Raw genomic sequence first — 21,070 nt, forward strand, 5'->3', positions numbered from 1 at the left:
CACGCCCCGCCCGAAGCGGTCAATCGCGTATGAATGCGCTGTCGTAGAAGCCGTCGAGCCGGACGACGAGAGTCACCGGCACCGCCCCCCGGTTCTTCCAGTACCAGCCATGCGTGCCGGCAAAGGGCGCGATGAAGCTGCCCTGACCGGCGCGGACATTCTTCTGCTTCCAATAGTCGGTGAAGTCGCTCTCGCCGCCGCCGATAGGCTCGCCGTGCATGTCGGCTCGGACGAGGCCGGAGGCGCTCCAGCGGAAGTTGAAGCTGTCACCCGCCTTCATCCGTGCTTTCACCTCGACGCCCTTCCCGGGGGCGAGCGTCACGGTCTTCTCGTCGGTACGGAAGGGCGTGACGCGGGCGATGTTGGCCTGGGTTTGGGCTGGTATCGCGATGGCGGGGGGCGTGCCGATCATGGGGGCGGGAGCGTCCGCCGTCTCCTCGCCGCCATTCGCCATGCGTGTCAGACCCAGGAGGCGGCCGACCCCGGTCGGGTCGATCCCATATTCGGCGGGTAGGACAAACAGGGTCAGGATCGCGGCGCCCGCGCCCAGCGCAGCGAGCGAGGCGCGTCCGACGGTGCGAGGGGACGCGACGGCAGGATCGGTGGCAAGCGTGGCGGTCATGCGGCCTTCTCCATCAGGAAACCGGCGAACTGATAGCCGGTCAGGACGATACCCGCGCTCATCAGCACGGTATTGGCGACGACGACGCGGCGCGCGAAGTTCGGCGAGCGCCGCCACAGCGTCATGAGAAACAGGATCGCGCACAGGGCCATGAACTGCCCCATCTCGACGCCGACATTGAAGCTGACGAGATTGGGGACCAGTCCGTCGCGCGACGCGATCAGGCTCTGGAGCTTGGTCGCAAGGCCGAAGCCGTGGAAGAGACCGAAGATCAGTACCGCCGCCTTCGGGTCGGGCTGAAACCCGATCAGCATCGGGAACGCTCCCAGATTGTCGAGCGCCTTGTAGACGACCGACAGGCCGATGATCGCGTCGATCAGATAGGGATTGGCGTGAATGTTGAAGAACACGCCCGCGAGCAGGGTCGTGCTGTGCCCGATGGCGAACAGCGTGACATAGGTGCCGACATCCTTCAGCCGATAGAGAAAGAAGATGACGCCGAACAGGAATAGCAGATGGTCGTATCCGGTGACCATGTGCTTGGCGCCCAGATACAGATAGGGGATGATATTGATCCCCGGATTGTTCTGGATGAACGCCTTGTCCCCTTCGGCGACGCCGTGTGCGGCGGCCAGGCCGTGACAACCGACCGCCAGGGCGATGCCGACCAGCGGCAGCACCCTGCGTCGCATCCCGCCGGTCATCGGATCACGAAGGTCGCCGTCTGGCGCGCCTGGGTCTGACGGTCGATCAGGAGGACGCCGACCTTCGATCCGGGGGCGACGACCGCGCCCTTGGCAACGAACTGGTTGCGCGTGGCCGGGGTCAGCGCGATCTCGGTCTTCTTGGCGCCCGTGGTCACGACCAGCTTGCCCGACATTCCGGACGCGGGCACCTCGTCGCCATCCTCCATCACATAGAGCGATACGCCGCCCTTGGCGCGGACCAGTTCGAACACGGTGTCCCCGACCTCGACCACCTGCCCGCCATGGCGGGGCTTGTCGTCGCCATGGGCGAGGGCGGGTGACGCGGCGAGCATCAGGGGAAGGCAAGCGATGGCGTATTTCATGATCGGTCTCCGCTGGCGGTCAGGGGTCATTTCTCGGGCGCGTGCGGCAAGGTGAAGGACAGCGTCGCGGTGTGTTCGTAACGGTCGATCTTGGCCGGCTGATCGGACGGAGAGACATAGACGGCGCGTAGGACGTTCAACCCTTGGTTGCGCACCGGCAGGGTGACGGCGCCATCGGGTCCGGTCGCGATCTCGGCCGCGTCGGGGTCGTTGACCATGTCGTTGATGATCGTCGCGCCCGCGACAGGCTTGCCCTTGAAGAACACGCGGTAGGTCATCGGCGTACCCAGCTTGTCGGGCAGGGCGCCGACCGGCACGATCTGCAGCGTCTGCGCGGGGATCAACGGCACCGGTTTTGCCAGCGGCCCCTTGATCATCGTGGCATATTTGATCGTCGTCTCGCTCTTGACGGAATTGGGCACCTCGTCCTTGGCTTTCTTGACGAATTCGCCATCGGGCAGTTTGGACCAGGTGCCGTTCTGAAGGACCGCGCTGACGATCGTCGGCGGGGCGTCGGTGTCCACCAGTACGACCGGCCCTGCCGTGCGAAGCTGCGCCCGGATCGGGTTCAGCTCGGCATCCCAGGCCTGGACGCTTTCCATATTCGGCTGGCGCTTGACCGCCTCCAGGTCGTCGCCGCCGATGCCGTAGATGATGGCGATCTGCTTGGCGCGTTGCGCGAACCAGATGCCGTGGGCATCGGCCATGGTGGGGATCGAGAGCCCTGCGGACAGGACGGTGGACCAGATCAGCGTCGTTCGCTTCGCCACGTCATCACTCCTTTGCCAATGTCACCAGAGGCTAGTCGTGGATCGACCGCAGCTTTGACCGTCTTTCGCCGTCCATGCGCACAAGATGCCGCCATGGCGGTGATGCAAAGCACGTCCTTTACCTGCCCCCGGCGGCGGCCGGGGGCAGGCCCCGGATCAGGTCCGGGCCAGGCGTTCCGCGCCGGGTCGTTCCAGTGCCCTGATGCGGCGCGAGACCCAGGCCGCGATCGCGGGCAGCACGACCAGCGTCAGCGCGGTCGAGGTGATGAGGCCGCCGATCACCACCGTCGCCAGCGGCCGCTGCACCTCCGCGCCCGTGCCGGTCGCCAGAGCCATCGGCACGAAGCCCAGCGAGGCGACGAGCGCGGTCATCAGGACGGGACGCACCCGCTCCATCGCGCCTTCGGCGATGGCCTGGTCGTCTGCCTCGCCCATCTCGCGGTGGCGGGCGATGGCGCTCATCATGACCAGTCCGTTCAGCACCGCCACGCCCGACAGCGCGATGAAGCCGACCGCCGCCGTGATCGAGAAAGGGATGCCCCGTATCAGCAGCGCGAAAACGCCCCCCGCCAGCGCCATCGGCACCGCCGAGAACACGATCAGGGCGGGCACGAAACCGCCAAGTGCCATGAACAGCAGCGCATAGATGGCGAGGAAGCAGATCGGCACCACCAGCATCAGGCGAAGCTGCGCCGATTGCAGGCTCTGAAAGGTCCCGCCCCATTCGGTGTACATGCCCGGCGGCAGGGTCATCTTCGCGATCCGCGCCTCCGCTTCCGCGACGAAGCCGCCCAGGTCGCGGCCCCGGACATTGACCTGCACGGTGATCATCCGCTTGCCATTTTCGCGGCTGATCTGGTTAAGCCCCTGGGTGTAGTGGAAGCTCGCCACCTCGCGCAGGGGAACCGAGCGGGCGGTCTGGCCCTCGGCGGCGGGGAGCATCACCGGGATGGCGCCCAGCGTGTCGATATCGTCGCGCTGCACATCGGGCAGGCGTACAACGACCGCGAAGCGGCGATCTCCCTCGAATAGCAAACCGGCCTCGCGTCCGCCGAGCGCCGCCGCGACGGTCGCCGCGACCGCATCGACCGACAGGCCCAGACGCCCCGCCGCCTGACGATCGATCCGCACGTCGAAGGTCGGCGCGCCGTCGGTCTGTTCGACGCTGACATCCGCCGCGCCCGGAATCGTGCGTACGGCATCGGCGATCTTCTGCCCTTCGTCCCCCATGGCGTCGAGGTCGTCGCCGTACAGCTTGATCGCGACATCGGCGCGTACGCCCGCGATCAGTTCGTTGAACCGCATCTGGATCGGCTGCTGGATCTCGGTGCGGTTACCGATGACCTGCTTCATCCGTTCCCCGATCCGGCGAATGATGTCGGCCTTGGTCCGCACCTCTGCGGGCCACTCGCTCTCGGGCTTGGGGATGACATAGGTGTCCGACGCGTTGGGCGGCATCGGATCGGTGCCAAGATCGGCATTGCCGTTCTTGGAAAAGACCAGCGCCACCTCGGGCAGCGTCTTCAGGGCATTCTCGATCCGCATCTGCATCTGCGTCGACTGGTCGATCGAGGCGGAGGGCACGCGAAAGTTCGTGACCGTGATATCCTTTTCGTCGAGCTGCGGCATGAACTCCTCACCCAGCCACCCGAAGCCCAGGATCGCGGCCACGAACACCGCCGCCCCGCCCAGCACGAAGGGACGCGGGCGGGCGATCGCGCGGGCGAGCAGGGGGGCATAGCGCGCCTTGAACCAGCGGATCGGTCGCACTTCGGTTTCCTCGACGCGCCCCTTTATGAAGATCGCGATCATCGCGGGTACGAAGGTCAGCGAAAGAATGAAGGCGCAGCCGAGCGCGATCATCAGCGTGATCGCCATGGGTGCGAAGGTCTTGCCCTCCACCCCCTGGAAGGTGAGGAGCGGCGCGAAGGCCAGGAAGATGATCGCCTGGCCATAGACGGTCGGCCGGATCATCTCGCGCGCCGAGGCGGCAGTGGTCTCCAACCGTTCCGCGCGGGTCAGCAGCCGTCCTTCGACATGCTGCCGCTCGGCCAAATGGCGCAGCGCATTCTCGACGATGATGACGGCCCCGTCGACGATCAGTCCGAAGTCAAGCGCGCCAAGGCTCATCAGATTGCCCGAGACCCCCAGCATGTTCATGCCGGTCGCGGTCATCACCATGGTGATCGGGATGACGGCCGCGGTGATCAGCGCGGCGCGGACATTGCCGAGCAGCAGGAACAATATGACGATGACGAGCAGCGCGCCCTCGAACAGGTTCTTGCGTACGGTGGCGATGGTGGCGTTGACCAGTTTCGAACGGTTGTAGACCGGCTCCGCAAAGACGTCCGGGGGCAGGGTTCGATTGATCCGGACGAGCTTGTCGGCGACGGCGGTCGACACGATGCGGCTATTCTCGCCGACCAGCATCAGCACGGTCGAGATGACCGCCTCGGACCCCATGCGGCTGCCGGAACCGGTGCGGACCGCGCCGCCGATCGTCACCTGACCGACATCGCGCACCCGGACGGGCACGGCATTGCGCGTGGCAATCACCGCGTCCTGGATATCCTCGATCGATTTCAGCCGCGCGTCGGCGCGTACCAGAAAGCTCTCACCCGCCCGGCGGACGTAATTCGCCCCCGCCGACACATTGGCGCGCTCCACCGCATCGGCCAGCTCGGTCATGGAAATGCCATAGGCGGCCAGCGCGGACAGGTTCGGCTCGATCAGATATTGTTTGACATAGCCGCCGTTGGAATCGACCCCTGCCACCCCCTTCACGGTGCGCATCTGCGGCCGGATGATCGAGTCCTGCACGGTGCGAAGATAGGCCGCCTTGGCGAGTTCGGTGGTCAGCCGTTCACCCTCGGGCGTCAGATAGCTGCCGTCGCTCTGCCAGCCCGGCCTGCCGTCTATCCGGGGCGCACCGCGCCCATCCGGATGGCGAAAGGCGATCGAATAGAAGAAGATCTCGCCCAGGCCGGTGCTTAGCGGGGCGAGATTGGGCTGGACCCCGGCGGGCAGGCTGTCCCTTGCCTGGGCCAGTCGCTCGGCGATCTGCTGGCGCGCGAAATAGATGCTGGTGGCATCGGTGAACACCGCCGTTACCTGGCTGAAGCCGTTGCGCGACAGCGAGCGGGTCATTTCCAGACCCGGAATGCCGGCCAGCGCCGTTTCGATGGGAAAGGTCACCTGCTTTTCCACATCGACCGGGCCCAGCGCGGGAACGAAGGTACTGACCTGCACCTGGCGATTGGTGACGTCGGGCACGGCATCGATCGGGAGCTGCGTGATCTGCCACGCGCCGACCGCGATAACGGCCAGCGTCAGGACTGCGACCAGCCAGCGAAGCCGAACTGAGCCGGACAGGATGGCGGCGATCATTCCTCGCCCCCCATATCCTTTTCGAGTTCCGCCTTGATCAGAAAGGCGTTGGTCGTGGCGATTTTCGTGCCCGCCGTGATGCCGTCGGCGATGGCGACCATGCCGCCCGCCCGGCCCGCGATCCTGACCGGTTGCGCGCGGAAGCCCTGCGCCGTGCGGACGAAAACCACCTCCTGCTCGCCTAGCGTCTGCACCGCGTCTTGCGGGATCATGATGCTATTCCGCGCGGCACCGCCGCTGGCGAATATGTGGGCCTGGACGAGCTGACCCGGTGCGAGCGCGGCTGTGGAGGCGAGCGGCGTGACGATGACGGTGGCGGTGCGCGACTGGGGATCGACTACCCCGGTCGCGGCGCGGACCCGGCCCGCAACGGTCCGCCCTTCGCGGGTGACGAGTTCCACCCGGTCGCCGTCCCGGATTCGCGCGGCTTCTGCCGGGGGTACGGCGGCCGCGATCTCCAGGCGGCGGGGATCGGCGACGCGGAACAAATTGGTCTCGGCGGCGACATATTGCCCCAGCTTCGCCTCGGTCAGGGTGACGCGCCCGGAAATGGGGCTGGTGACGGCGACGGAGCGTCCGTCCCTCGTCACCTGCGCCGCGCCCGCCGCGTCACCCGCGCGACGGGCATCGGCCTGCGCTACGGCGAGATTGGCTTCGGCCGCCTCATAGTCTGCGCGCGGCGATACGCCCTGCGCCAGCAGCCCGCGCTCGCGGGCGAGTTGTCGCCGGGCCAGTCCGACCCGGGCCATGGCGGTGGCGCGGTCCGCGGTGATCTGCGAGGCGTCGCGGCTTTCGATCAACGCCAGCGTCTGTCCGGCGCGTACCGTGTCCCCCATGCGGACGAGAATGCGCGTGACGGTGCCCGGCGCGCGGGCCGTCAATATGGCATCCCCGTCCGGCATGGCCTGCACGGTGGCGGTGGCGATCACGGCCTGGTCCAGTTCCCCCGTGCCTGCGGCCGAGACGGCGATCTGCGAGGCCGTTATGGCTTGTGGCGAGATGGCCAGCGTGTCGCGGGGCCCGGTCTTGGTTGAAGACGGAGAGGCGGGGGGAGGGGTAGGCGGTGCGCCGGGCTGGGTCAGCTTCGCGGCGGCGAAGCCGAGCGTGGCCGCCGCCGCCAGGCCGAACGTGGTCCCTGCGTAAAGATGATATCGGGCGGTCATTGGACCGGTTCTCCGGTAATGCTGAGGCCCGCGAGGCGAGCGAGTGAGGCGCGCGCGTCGAAGCGTGCGATGTCGGCGTCCAGAATGACGCCGCGCGCGGCGCCGAGATTGTGGCGAGCGCTCAGAAGCTCGCTCAGCGGGGCCTTGCCCGCCTCATAGGCAATGCGGGCCAGCCGATAGGCTTCCTCCGCCGTCGCGAGCGTCCGGCGTGCCGCGACACCCCGCGCGTCAGTCGCCGCGATCAGGGCCAGTGCGGAATGGGCACCTGCTTCGGCTTCCAGTCGGGCGGCGGCGGCACGCGCCTCGCGGCTCTGCAATTCGGCCTGGGCGGCGGCGATATTGCCGCGATTGCGATCGAACACCGGCAGGGGAATCGTCACACCTGCGACGATGGCGGGCCCTCTGGCGATCCGCAGCTGACGTACCCCCAATTGGGCGGTGATATCGGGCGTGGCGCGACGCCGCTGCACGGTGACGGCCTGTGCGGCAGCCGCGCGTTCGGCCATGGCGAGCCGCACGGTCGCGCTTTGGAGCGGGTCGACCGGACCGCTCGGCGGCTGCGCAATCACACGATCGATGAGGGACTCCGCCAGACCCGTATAGGGCGTGGGCGATCCCGCCAGTGCCGCCAGCCGCGCAAGCGCACCGACCCGCTGTGCATGGGCGATTTCCAGGTCCGACTCCATCGTATGCAGCTCGGTCTCGGCCTGGACCTGGCGCAATCGAGCTTCCTTGCCCGCCGCAACCAGCGCGCGGGCGACCTTCAGCACGTCGGTCGCTTCCTCGACCTCATCCTCGGCCAGAGCGATGCGACGGTCCGCGATCTCGGCGGCTGCATAGGCACGCGCCAGTTCGGTCGCGAAGGCGCTGCGCCCTTCGACCCCGCGCGCCGACGCGGCTGCCACTGCCGCATCCCCGGCGGCGATCCGCGCGGCGCGCTTGCCGCCGAGTTCGATCGGCTGGTCGATTTGGAACGTCGTCTGCTGCTGGTCGCGGGCATTCGTGCGCAGGTCGCCCGCGAAATTCTCGCCATAGAGATTGATCGACGGATTGGGACGCGCCCGCGCCTGTTCGGCATGGCCGCGCGCCTGCGCCACATCGGCGTCGAGTGCGGCAACGCGCGGCGCATCGCGCGCCCGACGCAGCAATTCCGGGAAAGGAGGCGCGGTCTGCGCCCAGCTCGCACCGGCAGGGCATAGCGCCGCCAGCGTACCGGCAAGCGCCATCAGGCGTGCCCGGCCAATATAACCGTTCATATCTTCGCTGTTCCTGCCACATGGGAAGCCTGTTGGCGCCGGAGCGCCCAACCGGGCTCAGCGGCGCGGGGGCCTCAGCAAGGTCGCTGGGGCGATACCTCCGAGCCGGTCTTCCATGGCGATCGTCCAGCGGATGGCGGGGGTGTCGATCATGCGCGCGAGAGGCGTGATGCTGGCATGGACGACCCATTGGCCGACCGTATGCGCAAGCGCATGAAGCGGCGCGTCCGGATCGCCGTGCGACGCGGCATGGTCGTGCAGTATGACGACGGCATGGACGGCATCTTCATCATGCACCATGGCGCTATGCCAACCCGACAAGCCGATCAGCCCTGACACCGCCAGCAAAGCCAGCGCAGCGCTCAGAAAGACGGATCGGACGTGACGGGTCGCCATAAACACGAGCATGTCCTGCCGGACTGGCTGAGGCAAGCCCGCCGCTATCTTCGATCCCGCAGGATCGCCCGCGACGAGGCCGTCATTTGGCAGATCATTCCGCCATTGCCATGAGGCATGGACGCAAGTCGACGCGCGCCGCTGTCGCGGGAAGGGCGGCGCGCGTCGTGTTTTCAGGGCCTTATCCAGCGGCCGGTCGGACGGGCTCGCGAGTATCGGGGCAGAGTTTACGGGTCATACTCGCCCAATCGTCGGTTGCCCCTCCGACCGAGGGCCGATCACCAGTCTTATGCCGTCGCGCCGCCATCGATGTTGAGCGTCGTGCCGGTGATATAGCTCGCATCCGGTCCGGCGAGGAATGCGACCGCGCCTGCGATCTCCTCGACCTTGCCGTATCGGCCGAGCGGGATCGCTTGCAGCACCTGCCCCGCGAACTCGCTGTCGGCGGGGTTCATGTCGGTGTCGATCGGCCCCGGCTGGACGGTGTTGACCAGGATGTTGCGGGACGCGAGGTCCTTGGCCCAGCCGCGCGCCAGAGCCGCCACCGCCGCCTTGGTCGCGCTGTAGACCGTGGTCGCGGGGAACGCCATTTCGCCCGAGATGCTGCCGATCAGGATGATCCGGCCGCCATCGCGGAGATGCGGCAGGGCCGCGCGGGTGCCGACATGGAGGCCCTTCACATTGACGCCGAACTGGCGGTCATAGGTCTCGTCGGTGTCCTCGGCGAGCGTCGAGAATTCGGCGACACCAGCATTGTGGACCAGGATGTCGATCCCGCCCAAGGCTGCGGCGGCCTGTTCGACGCCCGCGCGCTGCGAGGCCGGATCGGCGGCATCGGCCTGGAAGGCGAAGGCGGTGCCGCCCGCGCGCTTGATCGCCGCCACGGTGGCGTCGGCCGCTGCCTTGTTCCCGGCATAGGTGATCGCCACGGCCGCGCCATCGGCCGCCAGTCGCTGGGCGATGGCCGAGCCGATGCCGCGCGAACCACCGGTGACGAGCGCTGTCTTGCCTGTAAGGGACATGTGCATTCTCCAAAAACTGGGCCCGCGATCACGGTGTCGTGCGCTGTCGGCAGGCGGGAGATGGGGACATGCTACAACGGTTCAATAATCCCGAACTATTAAATTTATCATGGAGCCCTATATCGGTCGCATGCCCCGCTTCACCCATCCCCGGCTGGAGGACGTCCCGCTCGATCTGGCGCTGCATGCGCTGGCCGATCCCAATCGGCTGGCCATGGTGGCGCGGCTCGCCACGACCGAACGGCTGAGCTGCACCGACGCCGCCCCGTGCGAGTCCATCCCGAAGAGCACGCTGTCCAACCATTTGAAGCTGCTCCGCGCGGCCGGGCTGATCGAGACGACGCAGGCGGGGCGCGAGATGATCAACACGCTGCGCCGCGCCGAATTCGACCAGCGATTTCCCGGCCTGCTCGACGTGGTGCTCGCCAACCGACCGGCCTGATCACCCGCCGATCGCGTTCAGCTGCGCCACCGCATCCTCGGGCAGCGTCAGCGAGGCGGCGCCGAGATTCTCGTGAAGATGCGCGACCGACGAGGTGCCGGGGATCAGCAGGATGTTGGGCGAGCGCTGGAGCAGCCAGGCAAGCGCCACCTGCATCGGCGTTGCGTCGAGCCGCGCCGCCACCTCGGACAGCGCCGCCGACTGGAGCGGGCTGAACCCGCCGAGCGGGAAGAAGGGCACATAGGCGATGCCTTCCGCTGCCAGCGCGTCGATGAAGCCATCGTCGTCGCGGTGGGCAAGGTTGTACTGGTTCTGGACGCCGACGATCTCGGCGATGTCGCGGGCTTCCTCGAACTGCGTCGGCGTCACGTTGCTGAGCCCGATATGGCGCACCAGCCCCTGGCGTTGCAGGTCCGCGACCGCCCTTAGCGGCGTGGCGAGCGACCCTTCCGCCGGCCCGTGGACGTCGAACATCAGCCGCAGGTTGACGACGTCGAGCGTCTCCAGCCCCAGGTTCGTCAGATTATCCTCGACCGCGCGGGCCAGTTCGTCCGCTGCGAACGCGGGCAGCCAAGATGCATCGTCGCCGCGCCTCGCACCGATCTTGGTCACGATCAGCAGGTCGTCGGGGTAGGGGGACAGCGCTTCGCGGATCAGCCGGTTGGTGACGTGCGGGCCATAGAAGTCGCTGGTGTCGATGTGGTTGACGCCAGCCTCGACAGCGGCGCGAAGTACGGCGAGCGCCGCATCATGGTCGCGCGGCGGGCCGAACACGCCGGGTCCGGCGAGCTGCATCGCGCCATAGCCGAGCCGCTTCACGGCGCGCCCGGCGAAGGAATAGGTGCCTGCCTGGTCGATCGTCATTGTTGTTCTCCTGTGCTGGCCCCCAGATATGGCTTGCGGATCATCGCGATAAGCCGGAGTGATCCGCACGGGCTGTACGGAAAACCGAACGATGAAGGCGGACCTTGCCGATCTCAACGCATTCCTGGCGGTCGCCCAGGCGCGCGGCTTTCGCGATGCGGCACGCACCGTCGGGTCGAGCGCCTCGACGCTGAGCGAAGCGGTGCGGCGGCTGGAGGCGCGGTTGGGCGTCCGACTGCTCCATCGCACCACCCGCAGCGTCGTGCCGACCGAGGCGGGAACGCGGCTGATCGAGCGGCTGGCCCCGGCGCTGGGCGAGGTGGAGGCGGCGCTCGACGTCGTGAACCTGTTCCGCGACCGCCCGGCGGGCACGCTCAAGCTCAACGTGCCGGTCAGCGCGGCGCGGCTGGTGCTGCCCGCGATCCTGCCCGGCTTCCTGGCCGCCTATCCGGACATCCAGGTCGAGATCGTCGCCGAGGACGGCTTTGTCGACATGGTGGCATCGGGCTGCGACGCGGGCATCCGCTATGACGAGCGGCTGGAGCAGGATATGATCGCGGTCCCGATCGGTCCGCGTAGCCAGCGTTTCGCGACCGCGGCGGCACCCGCCTATCTGGACGCGCGGGGTAGGCCGAGCCATCCGCGCGACCTGCTCGGCCATGCCTGTCTGCGCGGCCGCTTCACCAGTGGCGCACTGACCAGTCCATGGGAGTTCGAGCGGTCCGGCGAGATCGTGCGGGTCGAGCCGCAGGGACCGCTGATCGCCAGCGTATCCGGCGCGGCGGATCTGCTGGTGGACGTGGCGCTCGCGGGCGGCGGGATCATCCACCTGTTCGAGGACTGGCTCGCGCCGTCGCTGGCAAACGGCACGCTCGAGCCGGTGCTGCCCGACTGGTGGCAGTCCTTCTCGGGCCCGTTCCTCTATTATTCGGGCCGCCGTCTGGTGCCGCCGCCGCTACGGGCGTTCGTCGACTATATCCGTGGTTAGAGCATCGCGAGCGGTTCGGGACCGCGTGGGGGCGGAAAGAGCCTGTCGAGGCGGTGCAACTCGGCGTCGGACAGGGTGAGGTCCAGCGCGGCGCAGTTGTCCCGCACATGCGCGACCGATCCGGCCTTAGGGATGGGCAGGACGCCGTCCCGCGCCAGCAGCCAGGCCAGGGCGAGCTGCGCGGTCGTTATGTTGCGGTCCCCGGCCATGGCGGCAAGCTCGGTATGCGCCAGCAGGCGGCCTTGCTCTACCGGGCTATAGGCCATGACCGGCATGCGCTGCTGCCCGAGCCAGGGGATCAGGTCATATTCCGGACCGCGCCGGGTCAGGTTGTAGAGGATCTGGTCCGTTTGGCAGCGTTCGCCGCCGCTCGCGACGAGTTCCGCCATGTCGTCCGTGTCGAGGTTGCTGACGCCCCAGCGCAGGATCTTGCCCGCCGCGACTAGCCGCTCCATCGCCTCGACCGTCTCGGCCAGCGGCACATTGCCCCGCCAGTGCAGCAGGTACAGGTCGAGCCGGTCGGTGCCGAGCCGGTCGAGGCTCGCCTCGCAAGCCCGCTGGAGCCGATCGCGCGAGGCATTTTGCGGATAGGCCTTGCTGACGAGGAACACTTCGTCGCGCAGGCCCGCTATCGCCTCGCCGACGAGGCGCTCGGACTCGCCATCGGCATACATCTCGGCGGTGTCGATCAGGCTCAGGCCGAGCGACAGCCCCTCGCGCAGCGCGGCGATCTCGTCGGATCGGCGGGTGGCGTCTTCGGCCATCATCCAGGTGCCCTGGCCCAGCGCGGGGGCGGTTGTACCGTCGGGAAAGCGGATCGTCTTCATGCGGCGGTCAACGTCCGCCCGGTGAGATGGTGCCGCTGGAGGAAAGCGAGGAGCGGGGACCGGGCCCAATCCTCAATCGTTCAGCCAATCCGCCGTGATCACGCCGCTATGCCCTTCCGGCGCCAGCGCGGCGCGCAGGGCTTCCAGCAGCGGCGGCAGCGCCTGGGTGAAGGCATAGGGCGGATTGACTATGAAGAGGCCCGCGCCGTTATAGATGCCGGGCTGATCGGCATCGTACAGCCAATGTTCCACCGACAGGAATTTCGGGATGCCGAGCCTCCGCAGCTGGTCCTTCCACCGCTGATGCGTCGTGCGGTCTTTCAGCGGATACCAGATGACCGTCACGCCATGGGCCCATTTGCGGTGCGCCGCGGCGAGGGTCGCGGTGATGCGGGCGCGTTCGTCGGTCTGCTCATAGGGCGGATCGACCACCACCACGCCGCGACCGGTGCGGGTCGGCAGCATCGCCAGCCAAAGCTCATAGGCATCGCGCTCATGCACGGCCGCAGGCGTACCGCGCATCGCGCCGCGTAGCGCACGGGCATCCTCGGGATGCTTCTCGTTGAGGATCAGCAAGTCCTGCGGGCGCAACAGCTGCGCCAGGAATTGCGGCGAGCCGGGGTAGAGGCTTGGTTCCGCCCCGTCATTCACCGCCTGCACGGCGGCGCGATAGTCGTCCAGCAACGGGTTCGGATCGGCAAAGGCCCGCACCACGCCCTGGGCGGCCTCGCCGGTGCGTTGGGCCTGCTCGCCGCCGAGGTCGTAGAGCCCGCAACCGGCATGAGTATCGATCAGGGTCAGTGCACCCTGTTTCTGCTGCAAAGCCCGGACAAGGGCGATCAGCAGGCTGTGCTTCACGACATCGGCGCTGTTGCCGGCATGGAAGGAATGGCGATAATTCATGGAAATCCAAAACTCTGCCGAATGGCCCTCATGCGATCTGCCGTACGGGAAGGCCGATCGCGAGACGATGGCGGCAACCCATCCGCAGCTCGTATGAGCCGGGCGGAAGCCGTCAAGTCGCCTCCGGGCAAAGGCTCAAATCAGTTTTTGCGGTCGGCGGCAACCGGCAACGGGCAGGGGCGTGATCTGGAACTCCGCCAGCCGCCCGTCAGACCGCGTCATCGCTCCGTTCTGCGGCCGGTGACCGTGCCCGGCGGAGAAAGCTCCTCGAACGCGCCCGGCGCGATCCCGGCGACCGACCAGTCGCCGATCGACCAGCGGACCAGCCTCAGCGTGGGCAATCCGACCGCCGCCGTCATGCGCCGCACCTGCCGGTTGCGGCCTTCGCGGATGGTGATTTTCAGCCAGCTGTCGGGGATGGACTTGCGCTGGCGGATGGGCGGATCGCGCAGCCACAGGTCCGGCGCGTCGATACGCGCGACCTCGGCAGGCAGGGTCATGCCATCCTTGAGCCGGACGCCCCGCCGCAGGCCCTCCAGTTCCTGGTCCTGCGGATCGCCTTCGACCTGTACGAGATAGGTCTTGGGCATCTTGAAGCGGGGATCGGCAATGCGCGCCTGCAGCCGCCCGTCATCGCATAGCAGCAACAGGCCCTCGCTATCCCGATCGAGCCTTCCGGCGGGATAGACGCCCTTCACCGCGATGAAGTCGGACAGGGTCGCGCGGACCGTCGGCGATCCGCGATCCGTGAATTGCGATAGGACCCCGAAGGGTTTGTTGAACAACAGCAGGCGGCTCATCCTGCGCTCATATCGCCGGGCTGCGGCTTTGTCTTCTGGCGCAGGGCGCCGCCGGTCCACGCGCGCGCGCCGTGTCGCAAATCTTCGGGGCGTGCGGCGCACGCATCCCGGCGGCGGGGCGGGCGAGGCATCATCCTGCCCAAAGCGTCGGGGGGAGCTTGGACATGATGACCTTGGACAGTTGCGGCGAGGACGCTGGCGCTCCGTTCTTTGGCGGGGCGCTGCGGGACGCCGACCCCGCCGTCGCAGCGGCGATCGAGGCGGAATGGGTGCGCCAATCCGACAAGCTGGAACTGATCGCGTCGGAGAATATCGTCTCGACGGCGGTGCTCCAGGCGCAGGGTTCGGTCCTGACCAACAAATATGCCGAGGGTTATCCGGGGCGCCGCTATTATGGCGGGTGCGAGCATGTCGACGTGACCGAGCAGCTCGCCATCGACCGGGCGTGCGCGCTGTTCGGCGCACGGTTCGCCAACGTCCAGCCGCATTCCGGCGCCCAAGCCAATATGGCGGTGCAGTTCGCGCTGATGAAGCCCGGCGATACGCTGATGGGGATGAGCCTGGCGCATGGCGGGCATCTGACCCATGGCGCGGCGCCGACCTTTTCGGGCAAGTGGCTGAACGCGATTCCCTACGGCGTGCGCGAGGAGGATCAGCGGATCGACTATGACGCGGTCGCCGAGCTGGCGCGGGACTATCATCCCCGGCTGATCATCGCGGGCGGCTCGGCCTATCCGCGCCAGATCGATTTCGCGCGGTTCCGGGCGATCGCAGACTCGATCGATGCGGTGCTGATGGTCGACATGGCGCATTTCGCCGGACTGGTGGCGGGCGGCGTCCATCCCAATCCGCTGGACCATGCGCATGTCGTCACGACCACGACCCACAAGACGCTGCGGGGGCCGCGCGGCGGCCTGATCCTGACCAATGACGAGGCGTTGGCGAAGAAGGTCAACTCGGCCATCTTCCCCGGCATCCAGGGTGGCCCGCTCGAGCATGTCATCGCCGCCAAGGCGGTCGCGTTCGGCGAGGCGTTGCGCCCCTCCTTCCGGGACTATGCCCGGCGCGTCGTGGAGAATGCCCAGGCCCTGGCCGCCGCGCTGGCCGCGAACGGCTACACCATCGTGTCCGGCGGCACCGACACCCATGTCGTGCTGGTCGACCTGAGGCCCAAGGGCCTGACCGGCAAGCGCGCCGAACATATCCTGGATGCCGCCGGCATCACCTGCAACAAGAACGGCATCCCGTTCGATCCGGAGAAACCCGCCGTGACATCTGGTATCCGTCTCGGGAGCGGCGCGCTGACCAGCCGTGGCTTCGACGTCGCCGCCTTTCAGCAGGTCGCGCGGCTGATCAACCGCATCCTCGACGCGGCCTCCGCCGGGGATGTGCCCGACGCGCTGATCGAACAGACACGGGGCGAGGTGGTCGCGCTGTGCGCCCGCTATCCGATCTACGCGACGTCGCGCGGCTGAGGCCGGGAAAGGGAGGGGGACGATGCAACGCTTTTCCGCATTCTCGCTATTCCGGCAGGGGCTCGGCGGTCACAAGGGGTGGAAGCCGCAATGGCGCAACGCCAGCCCCAAGCCTTCCTATGACGCGATCATCGTCGGCGGCGGCGGGCATGGACTGGGCGCGGCCTATTATCTGGCCAGCCGGTTCGGCATCCGCAACGTCGCGGTGGTGGAGAAGGGATGGATCGGCGGCGGCAATACCGGGCGCAACACCACCATCATCCGTTCCAACTATCTGTTCGACGAGAGCGCGGCGCTCTACGACCATGCGCTGAAGATGTGGGAGGGGTTGAGCCAGGAACTCAACTACAACGTCATGTTCTCGCAGCGCGGCGTGATGATGCTGGCGCACAACATCCATGACGTGCAGGTGTTCAAGCGGCACGTCCACGCCAACCGGATCAACGGCGTCGACAATGAATGGCTGACGCCGGAGGAGGCCAAGGCCTTTTGTCCGCCGCTGAACATCTCGCCCGACATGCGCTATCCCGTGCTGGGCGCGGCGCTCCAGCGGCGGGGCGGCACCGCGCGGCACGATGCAGTGGCCTGGGGCTATGCCCGCGCTGCCGACGCGCTGGGCGTCGACATCATCGAGAATTGCGAAGTCACCGGCATCCGCCGCGACGCGAACGGCGCGGTGACGGGGGTGGAGACGACGCGCGGTTTCATCGGATCGAAGCGCATCGGCGTCTCGGCGGCGGGGCATACCAGCGTGGTGCTGGGCATGGCGGACGTGCGGTTGCCGCTGGAAAGCTATCCGCTACAGGCTTTGGTGTCGGAGCCGGTGAAGCCGATCTTCCCCTGTGTCGTCATGTCCAACACCATCCACGCCTATATGAGCCAATCCGACAAGGGCGAGCTGGTGATCGGGGCCGGGACCGACGCCTATACCAGCTATACGCAGCGGGGCGGCCTGCACATCGCCACGCACACGCTGGAGGCGATTTGCGAGCTGTTCCCGCAATTCCGGCGGATGCGGATGCTGCGCAGCTGGGGCGGGATTGTCGACGTGACGCCCGATCGCTCGCCGATCATCGCCAGGACGCCGGTGCCGGGCCTGTACGTCAATTGCGGCTGGGGCACGGGCGGGTTCAAGGCGACGCCCGGCGCCGCGCATCTTCTGGCCTACACCATCGCGCGCGACGAGCCGCATCCGATCAACGCCCCCTTCACGATCGAGCGATTCCGCGACGGCCAAATGATCGACGAGGCGGCGGCCGCCGCCGTCGCCCACTGAGAGGCGCGACCATGCTTATCATCCCCTGTCCCTATTGCGGCGAGCGGCCCGAGCTGGAGTTCAGCTATGCCGGAGAGGCGCATATCGAGCGCCCTGCACGGCCGGCCGAGCTGACTGATGCGGAGTGGAGCACCTATCTCTACACCCGGTCCAATCCCAAGGGACGACATGCCGAGCGCTGGCGTCACCTCCATGGCTGCGCCCGTTTCTTCAACGCCATCCGCGACACGCGGACCGACGCGTTCGTCGCGACCTACAAGGTCGGCGAACAGCCACCGGAGGGAGAGCGGGCATGACGTCCGGCGATCATCGCATTGTGGGAGGCCGCGTCACCACTGGACGCACGCTGCGCTTCACCTTCGACGGGAAGGAGTATACGGGGCAGGAGGGCGACACGCTCGCCTCGGCATTGCTGGCGAACGGCGTGCACCTGGTCGGGCGGTCGTTCAAATATCACCGGCCGCGCGGCATCATGGGCGCAGGCGCGGACGAGCCCAATGCGCTGGTCGGCATTCGTCGCGACCGGGCACGCTATACCCCCAATCTGCTCGCGACCCAGGTCGAACTTTATGACGGCCTGGATGCGGTCAGCCAGAACCGGCACCCGAGCCTCGAACATGATCGCATGGCGATCAACGACCGGCTGTTGAGCCGCTTCATTCCGGCGGGTTTCTACTACAAGACGTTCATGTGGCCGAAAAAGGCGTGGGACCGGCTGTACGAACCGCGCATCCGCGAGGCGGCGGGGCTGGGCGTCGCACCGTCCGAGCCCGATCCCGATCATTATACGCAGCGTTACGCGCATTGCGACGTGCTGGTGGTCGGCGGCGGACCGGCGGGGATCGCGGCGGCGCGGCAGGCGGCGGAGGCGGGCGCGCGGGTGATGCTGTGCGACGATCGCCCCCGGATCGGCGGATCGCTGCTGGCGGCGGCCGACACCATGATCGACGGGTTGTCGGCGACGGAGTGGCTGACGCGGGAGTTGGCGGCACTGGCCGCGTTGCCGGGCGTCACGCTTTTGCCGCGCACGATCGCCTTTGGCTATTATCCGCACAACTGGATCGGGCTGACCGAGAAGCTGACCGATCATCTGGCGAACCCGGCCGAGGGCATGCCGCGCGAGCGGCTGTGGCAGGTCCGCGCCCGCCAGGTCGTGCTCGCGACCGGTGCGATCGAGCGGCCGCTGGTCTTCCCCGACAATGACCGGCCCGGCATCATGCTGGCGGACGCCGCGCGTACCTATCTCCAGCAATATGGCGTCGCGGTCGGGCAACGCATCGTCATCGTCGGCGCACACGACAATGCCTATCGCGTCGCGCACGAGATGGCGGCGGCGGGCGTGACGGTTGCGATGGTCGCGGACATCCGCCCGCCGTCCGCCGCATCGGGGGCGGCACAGGCGGCGGGGCTGCCGGTCGCGACCGATGCCAGGATCGAGGGCACGACCGGCGGCCTGCGCGTCGCGTCCATCATCATCACCGCGCTGGGCAAGACCGTGCGTCACGACTGCGATGCGGTGCTGATGGCGGGTGGTTTCACGCCCAGCGTCCACCTCTTCTCCCAATCGCGCGGAAAGCTGGCCTGGGACGAGGGGCTCCAGGCCTATCTGCCCGACGTCTCGGCCGAGGCGGAGCGGTCGGCGGGCGCGTGTCGGGGCCGGTTCGCGCTCGCCGAGGCGCTGGGCGACGGCATCGCGGCGGGGCGGGACGCGGCATCGGCGGCGGGCTTCACGGCGTCCGGCCCGGCCGTGCTTCCCACGGTCGCGCTGCGCCATGCGCAAGGCCATGGCGGCCATATGGGCGCGGCCCCGACGTCGCGCGATCTGGGCAAGGCCAAGGCGTTCGTCGACTGGCAGAACGACGTCACCGCCCGCGACATCCTGCTGGCGACCCGCGAGGGGTTCCTGTCGATCGAGCATGTCAAACGTTACACGACCACGGGCATGGCGACCGACCAGGGCAAGCTGTCCAATATCAACGCGCTGGGTATCGTGTCGGAGGCGACCGGGCGGTCGATCCCGGAGATCGGGCTGACCACCTTCCGCTCGCCCTATACGCCGGTCACGTTCGGCGCACTGGCGGGCCATGCGCGCGGCGACCTGTTCGATCCGGCGCGGATCACCGCGATCCACGACTGGGCCGGGGAACAAGGCGCGGCGTTCGAGGATGTCGGCAACTGGCGCCGCGCGCATTACTTCCCGCATCCCGGCGAGGACCTGCACGCCGCCGTCACGCGCGAATGCGTGGGCGTGCGGCGGGGCGTCGGCATCTTCGATGCCTCCACCCTGGGCAAGATCGAAATCGTCGGGCCGGATGCGGCGGAGTTCATGAACCGCTTCTTCGTCAATGCCTGGACCAAGCTGGGCGTCGGCAAGTGCCGCTATGGCGTGCTGCTGCGCGAGGACGGCTTCGTGATGGACGACGGCGTGGTCGGGCGGCTGGCGACGGATCGTTTCCATGTGACGACGACCACCGGCGGCGCGGCGCGGGTTCTGGGCATGATGGAGGATTATCTCCAGACCGAATGGCCCGACCTCAACGTCTGGCTGACCTCGACCACCGAGCAATGGTCGGTGATCGCGGTGCAGGGCCCGAAGGCGCGCGAGGTGATCGCGCCGTTGATCGAGGGGCTGGACATATCGGCCGCCGCCTTCCCGCACATGAGCATCGCGGATGCCCGCATCTGCGGCGTGCCGATGCGCCTCATGCGGGTCAGCTTCACCGGCGAGCTGGGCTTCGAGGTGAACGTGCCGAGCGGCCATGGTCGCATGGTGTGGGAAGCCATATGGGAACGCGGCAAGGCGTTCGACATGGTGCCCTATGGCACCGAGACGATGCACGTCCTGCGCGCGGAAAAGGGCTATATCATCGTCGGACAGGAAACCGACGGGACGGTCACGCCCGACGATGTCGGCCTGTCCTGGGCGATCGGCAAGGCGAAGCCCGATTTCGTCGGCAAGCGCTCGCTCGCCCGTCCCGCGATGACGGCGCCCGATCGCAAGCAGCTGGTCGGCCTGAAGAGCCTGGACGGTCGAACGGTGCTGGAGGAGGGCGCGCAGATCGTGGCGCCGTCGGCCGCCACGACGCCGATCGGGCATGTCACCTCCGCCTATCGCAGCGCCGTACTGGACGCGCCGATCGCGCTGGCGCTGGTGCGCGGCGGTCGCCAGCGGCTGGGCGAGACGCTCCACGTGCCCATGCCGGGCGGGCCGATCGCGGTCGAGATCGTCTCCCCCGTTTTCTACGATCCGGAAGGCACCCGCATCGATGTCTGATCTCTCCCCCGCTTCGCTTTTCGTGGCCGGTAGCGCGTCGGTCCGTCCGCTGGGCCATTTCGGCCGTGCCGTGCTGCGCTGTCCGGCGGCGAGCCTCGACCTGGTCGCCGAGCGGCTCGGCATCGTCCTGCCGCGCGAGGCTTGCCGCTCGGCGATCGAGGCGGATGTCGCGGCCCTATGGCTGGGGCCGGACGAATGGCTGCTCCTGGCGGCCGATGCCCGCGATGACTGGGTGGCGACGCTCCAGGCGCGGATGGGCGATGCCGTGTGTTCGCTGGTCGATGTCAGCCATCGGCAGGTTGCGCTGGAGATTGCAGACGGGCGCGTGACCGCCGAGACATTGTTGGCGAGCGGCTGCGCGCTCGACCTGTCGCTTCGCGCCTTTCCGGTCGGGATGTGTACGCGGACCATGTACGACAAGGCGGAAATCATCCTCTGGCGCCGCGCGCCGGACCGTTTCCATCTCGAGACGTGGCGGTCCTTCGCGCGCTATGTCGAGGGGCTGCTCCACGTCGCGGAGACCGAGGCGTAGGCCG

General features: G+C 67.8%; 20 protein-coding genes. 7 read left to right on the forward strand and 13 right to left on the reverse strand.

Going from position 1 to position 21,070, the window contains the following annotated elements; all coding sequences use genetic code 11:
• Window positions 1–19 precede the first annotated feature (19 nt).
• The 9 genes from QE363_RS10635 to QE363_RS10675 all read right to left on the reverse strand — a co-directional run bounded on the left by QE363_RS10635 (window position 20) and on the right by QE363_RS10675 (window position 9,685).
• Complete coding sequence (locus QE363_RS10635) at window positions 20–622, reverse strand: hypothetical protein (protein WP_309695044.1); 603 nt, start codon at window positions 620–622, stop codon at window positions 20–22.
• Window positions 619–1,314, reverse strand: coding sequence for a HupE/UreJ family protein (locus QE363_RS10640; protein WP_309695046.1), 696 nt, complete (start codon window positions 1,312–1,314; stop codon window positions 619–621). Before QE363_RS10640 ends, QE363_RS10635 begins: the two co-directional genes overlap by 4 nt.
• A gap of 8 nt (window positions 1,315–1,322) precedes the next feature.
• Window positions 1,323–1,691: a hypothetical protein gene (locus QE363_RS10645; protein WP_309695047.1), complete on the reverse strand. Its 369-nt coding sequence runs from the start codon at window positions 1,689–1,691 to the stop codon at window positions 1,323–1,325.
• A gap of 26 nt (window positions 1,692–1,717) precedes the next feature.
• The gene (locus QE363_RS10650; RefSeq protein ID WP_309695048.1) at window positions 1,718–2,461 is read right to left on the reverse strand and encodes a DUF4198 domain-containing protein; all 744 of its coding nucleotides are present in this window, start codon (window positions 2,459–2,461) and stop codon (window positions 1,718–1,720) included.
• 156 nt (window positions 2,462–2,617) lie between these two features.
• The gene (locus tag QE363_RS10655; RefSeq protein WP_309695049.1) at window positions 2,618–5,848 is read right to left on the reverse strand and encodes a CusA/CzcA family heavy metal efflux RND transporter; all 3,231 of its coding nucleotides are present in this window, start codon (window positions 5,846–5,848) and stop codon (window positions 2,618–2,620) included.
• Window positions 5,845–7,011 carry an efflux RND transporter periplasmic adaptor subunit gene (locus tag QE363_RS10660; protein WP_309695051.1) on the reverse strand — a complete coding sequence of 389 codons (1,167 nt, stop codon included), beginning with the start codon at window positions 7,009–7,011 and terminating at the stop codon, window positions 5,845–5,847. Before QE363_RS10660 ends, QE363_RS10655 begins: the two co-directional genes overlap by 4 nt.
• Window positions 7,008–8,267 carry a TolC family protein gene (locus QE363_RS10665; protein ID WP_309695052.1) on the reverse strand — a complete coding sequence of 420 codons (1,260 nt, stop codon included), beginning with the start codon at window positions 8,265–8,267 and terminating at the stop codon, window positions 7,008–7,010. The genes QE363_RS10660 and QE363_RS10665 overlap by 4 nt, the downstream gene beginning before the upstream one ends.
• 57 nt (window positions 8,268–8,324) lie before the next feature.
• Entirely contained in the window at window positions 8,325–8,567 is a 243-nt protein-coding gene (locus QE363_RS10670) for a hypothetical protein (protein WP_309695053.1), read from the reverse strand.
• Window positions 8,568–8,950: 383 nt separating this feature from the next.
• Window positions 8,951–9,685: an SDR family oxidoreductase gene (locus QE363_RS10675; protein ID WP_309695055.1), complete on the reverse strand. Its 735-nt coding sequence runs from the start codon at window positions 9,683–9,685 to the stop codon at window positions 8,951–8,953.
• 109 nt (window positions 9,686–9,794) lie between these two features.
• Between QE363_RS10675 and QE363_RS10680 the strand changes: the two genes are divergently transcribed.
• Window positions 9,795–10,127 (forward strand): ArsR/SmtB family transcription factor, encoded by a 333-nt coding sequence (locus QE363_RS10680; protein WP_405053177.1) that lies wholly within the window; start codon window positions 9,795–9,797, stop codon window positions 10,125–10,127.
• On the opposite strand, the gene QE363_RS10685 is transcribed toward QE363_RS10680, so the two are convergent.
• A complete protein-coding gene (locus QE363_RS10685; protein ID WP_309695056.1) occupies window positions 10,128–10,991 on the reverse strand; it encodes an aldo/keto reductase family oxidoreductase in 864 nt (287 codons plus the stop codon).
• A gap of 91 nt (window positions 10,992–11,082) precedes the next feature.
• Between QE363_RS10685 and QE363_RS10690 the strand changes: the two genes are divergently transcribed.
• Window positions 11,083–11,979, forward strand: a complete 897-nt coding sequence (locus QE363_RS10690; protein WP_309695058.1) for a LysR family transcriptional regulator — start codon at window positions 11,083–11,085, stop codon at window positions 11,977–11,979.
• Here the strand turns inward: QE363_RS10690 and QE363_RS10695 are convergent.
• From QE363_RS10695 to QE363_RS10705, 3 genes are all read right to left on the reverse strand, one after another.
• Window positions 11,976–12,806 (reverse strand): aldo/keto reductase, encoded by an 831-nt coding sequence (locus QE363_RS10695; protein WP_309695060.1) that lies wholly within the window; start codon window positions 12,804–12,806, stop codon window positions 11,976–11,978. The two genes, QE363_RS10690 and QE363_RS10695, sit on opposite strands and share 4 nt — an antisense overlap.
• 72 nt (window positions 12,807–12,878) lie before the next feature.
• On the reverse strand, window positions 12,879–13,709 hold the full coding sequence (locus tag QE363_RS10700) for a 23S rRNA (adenine(2030)-N(6))-methyltransferase RlmJ (protein ID WP_309695062.1): 831 nt from the start codon (window positions 13,707–13,709) through the stop codon (window positions 12,879–12,881).
• Between the two features lie 218 nt (window positions 13,710–13,927).
• Window positions 13,928–14,509, reverse strand: a complete 582-nt coding sequence (locus QE363_RS10705; RefSeq protein ID WP_309695064.1) for a pseudouridine synthase — start codon at window positions 14,507–14,509, stop codon at window positions 13,928–13,930.
• Between the two features lie 167 nt (window positions 14,510–14,676).
• Between QE363_RS10705 and glyA the strand changes: the two genes are divergently transcribed.
• The 5 genes from glyA to QE363_RS10730 are packed head-to-tail and all read left to right on the forward strand — an operon-like array spanning window position 14,677 to window position 21,066.
• Complete coding sequence (glyA, locus tag QE363_RS10710; protein ID WP_309698179.1) at window positions 14,677–15,984, forward strand: serine hydroxymethyltransferase; 1,308 nt, start codon at window positions 14,677–14,679, stop codon at window positions 15,982–15,984.
• Between the two features lie 22 nt (window positions 15,985–16,006).
• On the forward strand, window positions 16,007–17,260 hold the full coding sequence (locus tag QE363_RS10715; protein ID WP_309695066.1) for a sarcosine oxidase subunit beta family protein: 1,254 nt from the start codon (window positions 16,007–16,009) through the stop codon (window positions 17,258–17,260).
• Between the two features lie 11 nt (window positions 17,261–17,271).
• Window positions 17,272–17,556 (forward strand): sarcosine oxidase subunit delta, encoded by a 285-nt coding sequence (locus QE363_RS10720; protein WP_307098397.1) that lies wholly within the window; start codon window positions 17,272–17,274, stop codon window positions 17,554–17,556.
• On the forward strand, window positions 17,553–20,534 hold the full coding sequence (locus tag QE363_RS10725; RefSeq protein ID WP_309695071.1) for a sarcosine oxidase subunit alpha family protein: 2,982 nt from the start codon (window positions 17,553–17,555) through the stop codon (window positions 20,532–20,534). Before QE363_RS10720 ends, QE363_RS10725 begins: the two co-directional genes overlap by 4 nt.
• The gene (locus QE363_RS10730) at window positions 20,527–21,066 is read left to right on the forward strand and encodes a sarcosine oxidase subunit gamma family protein (RefSeq protein ID WP_309695073.1); all 540 of its coding nucleotides are present in this window, start codon (window positions 20,527–20,529) and stop codon (window positions 21,064–21,066) included. The genes QE363_RS10725 and QE363_RS10730 overlap by 8 nt, the downstream gene beginning before the upstream one ends.
• Window positions 21,067–21,070 lie beyond the last annotated feature (4 nt).

This window comes from Sphingomonas sp. SORGH_AS_0870, assembly GCF_031453175.1.
Lineage (GTDB): Bacteria > Pseudomonadota > Alphaproteobacteria > Sphingomonadales > Sphingomonadaceae > Sphingomonas.

Coding starts and splice junctions, on each gene's coding strand:
- QE363_RS10635 (WP_309695044.1), bottom strand. CDS start 622: ATGACCGCCACGCTTGCCACCGATCCTGCCGTCGCGTCCCCTCGCACC.
- QE363_RS10640 (WP_309695046.1), bottom strand. CDS start 1,314: ATGCGACGCAGGGTGCTGCCGCTGGTCGGCATCGCCCTGGCGGTCGGT.
- QE363_RS10645 (WP_309695047.1), bottom strand. CDS start 1,691: ATGAAATACGCCATCGCTTGCCTTCCCCTGATGCTCGCCGCGTCACCC.
- QE363_RS10655 (WP_309695049.1), bottom strand. CDS start 5,848: ATGATCGCCGCCATCCTGTCCGGCTCAGTTCGGCTTCGCTGGCTGGTC.
- QE363_RS10660 (WP_309695051.1), bottom strand. CDS start 7,011: ATGACCGCCCGATATCATCTTTACGCAGGGACCACGTTCGGCCTGGCG.
- QE363_RS10665 (WP_309695052.1), bottom strand. CDS start 8,267: ATGAACGGTTATATTGGCCGGGCACGCCTGATGGCGCTTGCCGGTACG.
- QE363_RS10670 (WP_309695053.1), bottom strand. CDS start 8,567: ATGGTGCATGATGAAGATGCCGTCCATGCCGTCGTCATACTGCACGAC.
- QE363_RS10675 (WP_309695055.1), bottom strand. CDS start 9,685: ATGTCCCTTACAGGCAAGACAGCGCTCGTCACCGGTGGTTCGCGCGGC.
- QE363_RS10680 (WP_405053177.1), top strand. CDS start 9,795: ATGGAGCCCTATATCGGTCGCATGCCCCGCTTCACCCATCCCCGGCTG.
- QE363_RS10685 (WP_309695056.1), bottom strand. CDS start 10,991: ATGACGATCGACCAGGCAGGCACCTATTCCTTCGCCGGGCGCGCCGTG.
- QE363_RS10690 (WP_309695058.1), top strand. CDS start 11,083: ATGAAGGCGGACCTTGCCGATCTCAACGCATTCCTGGCGGTCGCCCAG.
- QE363_RS10695 (WP_309695060.1), bottom strand. CDS start 12,806: ATGAAGACGATCCGCTTTCCCGACGGTACAACCGCCCCCGCGCTGGGC.
- QE363_RS10700 (WP_309695062.1), bottom strand. CDS start 13,709: ATGAATTATCGCCATTCCTTCCATGCCGGCAACAGCGCCGATGTCGTG.
- QE363_RS10705 (WP_309695064.1), bottom strand. CDS start 14,509: ATGAGCCGCCTGCTGTTGTTCAACAAACCCTTCGGGGTCCTATCGCAA.
- glyA (WP_309698179.1), top strand. CDS start 14,677: ATGACCTTGGACAGTTGCGGCGAGGACGCTGGCGCTCCGTTCTTTGGC.
- QE363_RS10715 (WP_309695066.1), top strand. CDS start 16,007: ATGCAACGCTTTTCCGCATTCTCGCTATTCCGGCAGGGGCTCGGCGGT.
- QE363_RS10720 (WP_307098397.1), top strand. CDS start 17,272: ATGCTTATCATCCCCTGTCCCTATTGCGGCGAGCGGCCCGAGCTGGAG.
- QE363_RS10725 (WP_309695071.1), top strand. CDS start 17,553: ATGACGTCCGGCGATCATCGCATTGTGGGAGGCCGCGTCACCACTGGA.
- QE363_RS10730 (WP_309695073.1), top strand. CDS start 20,527: ATGTCTGATCTCTCCCCCGCTTCGCTTTTCGTGGCCGGTAGCGCGTCG.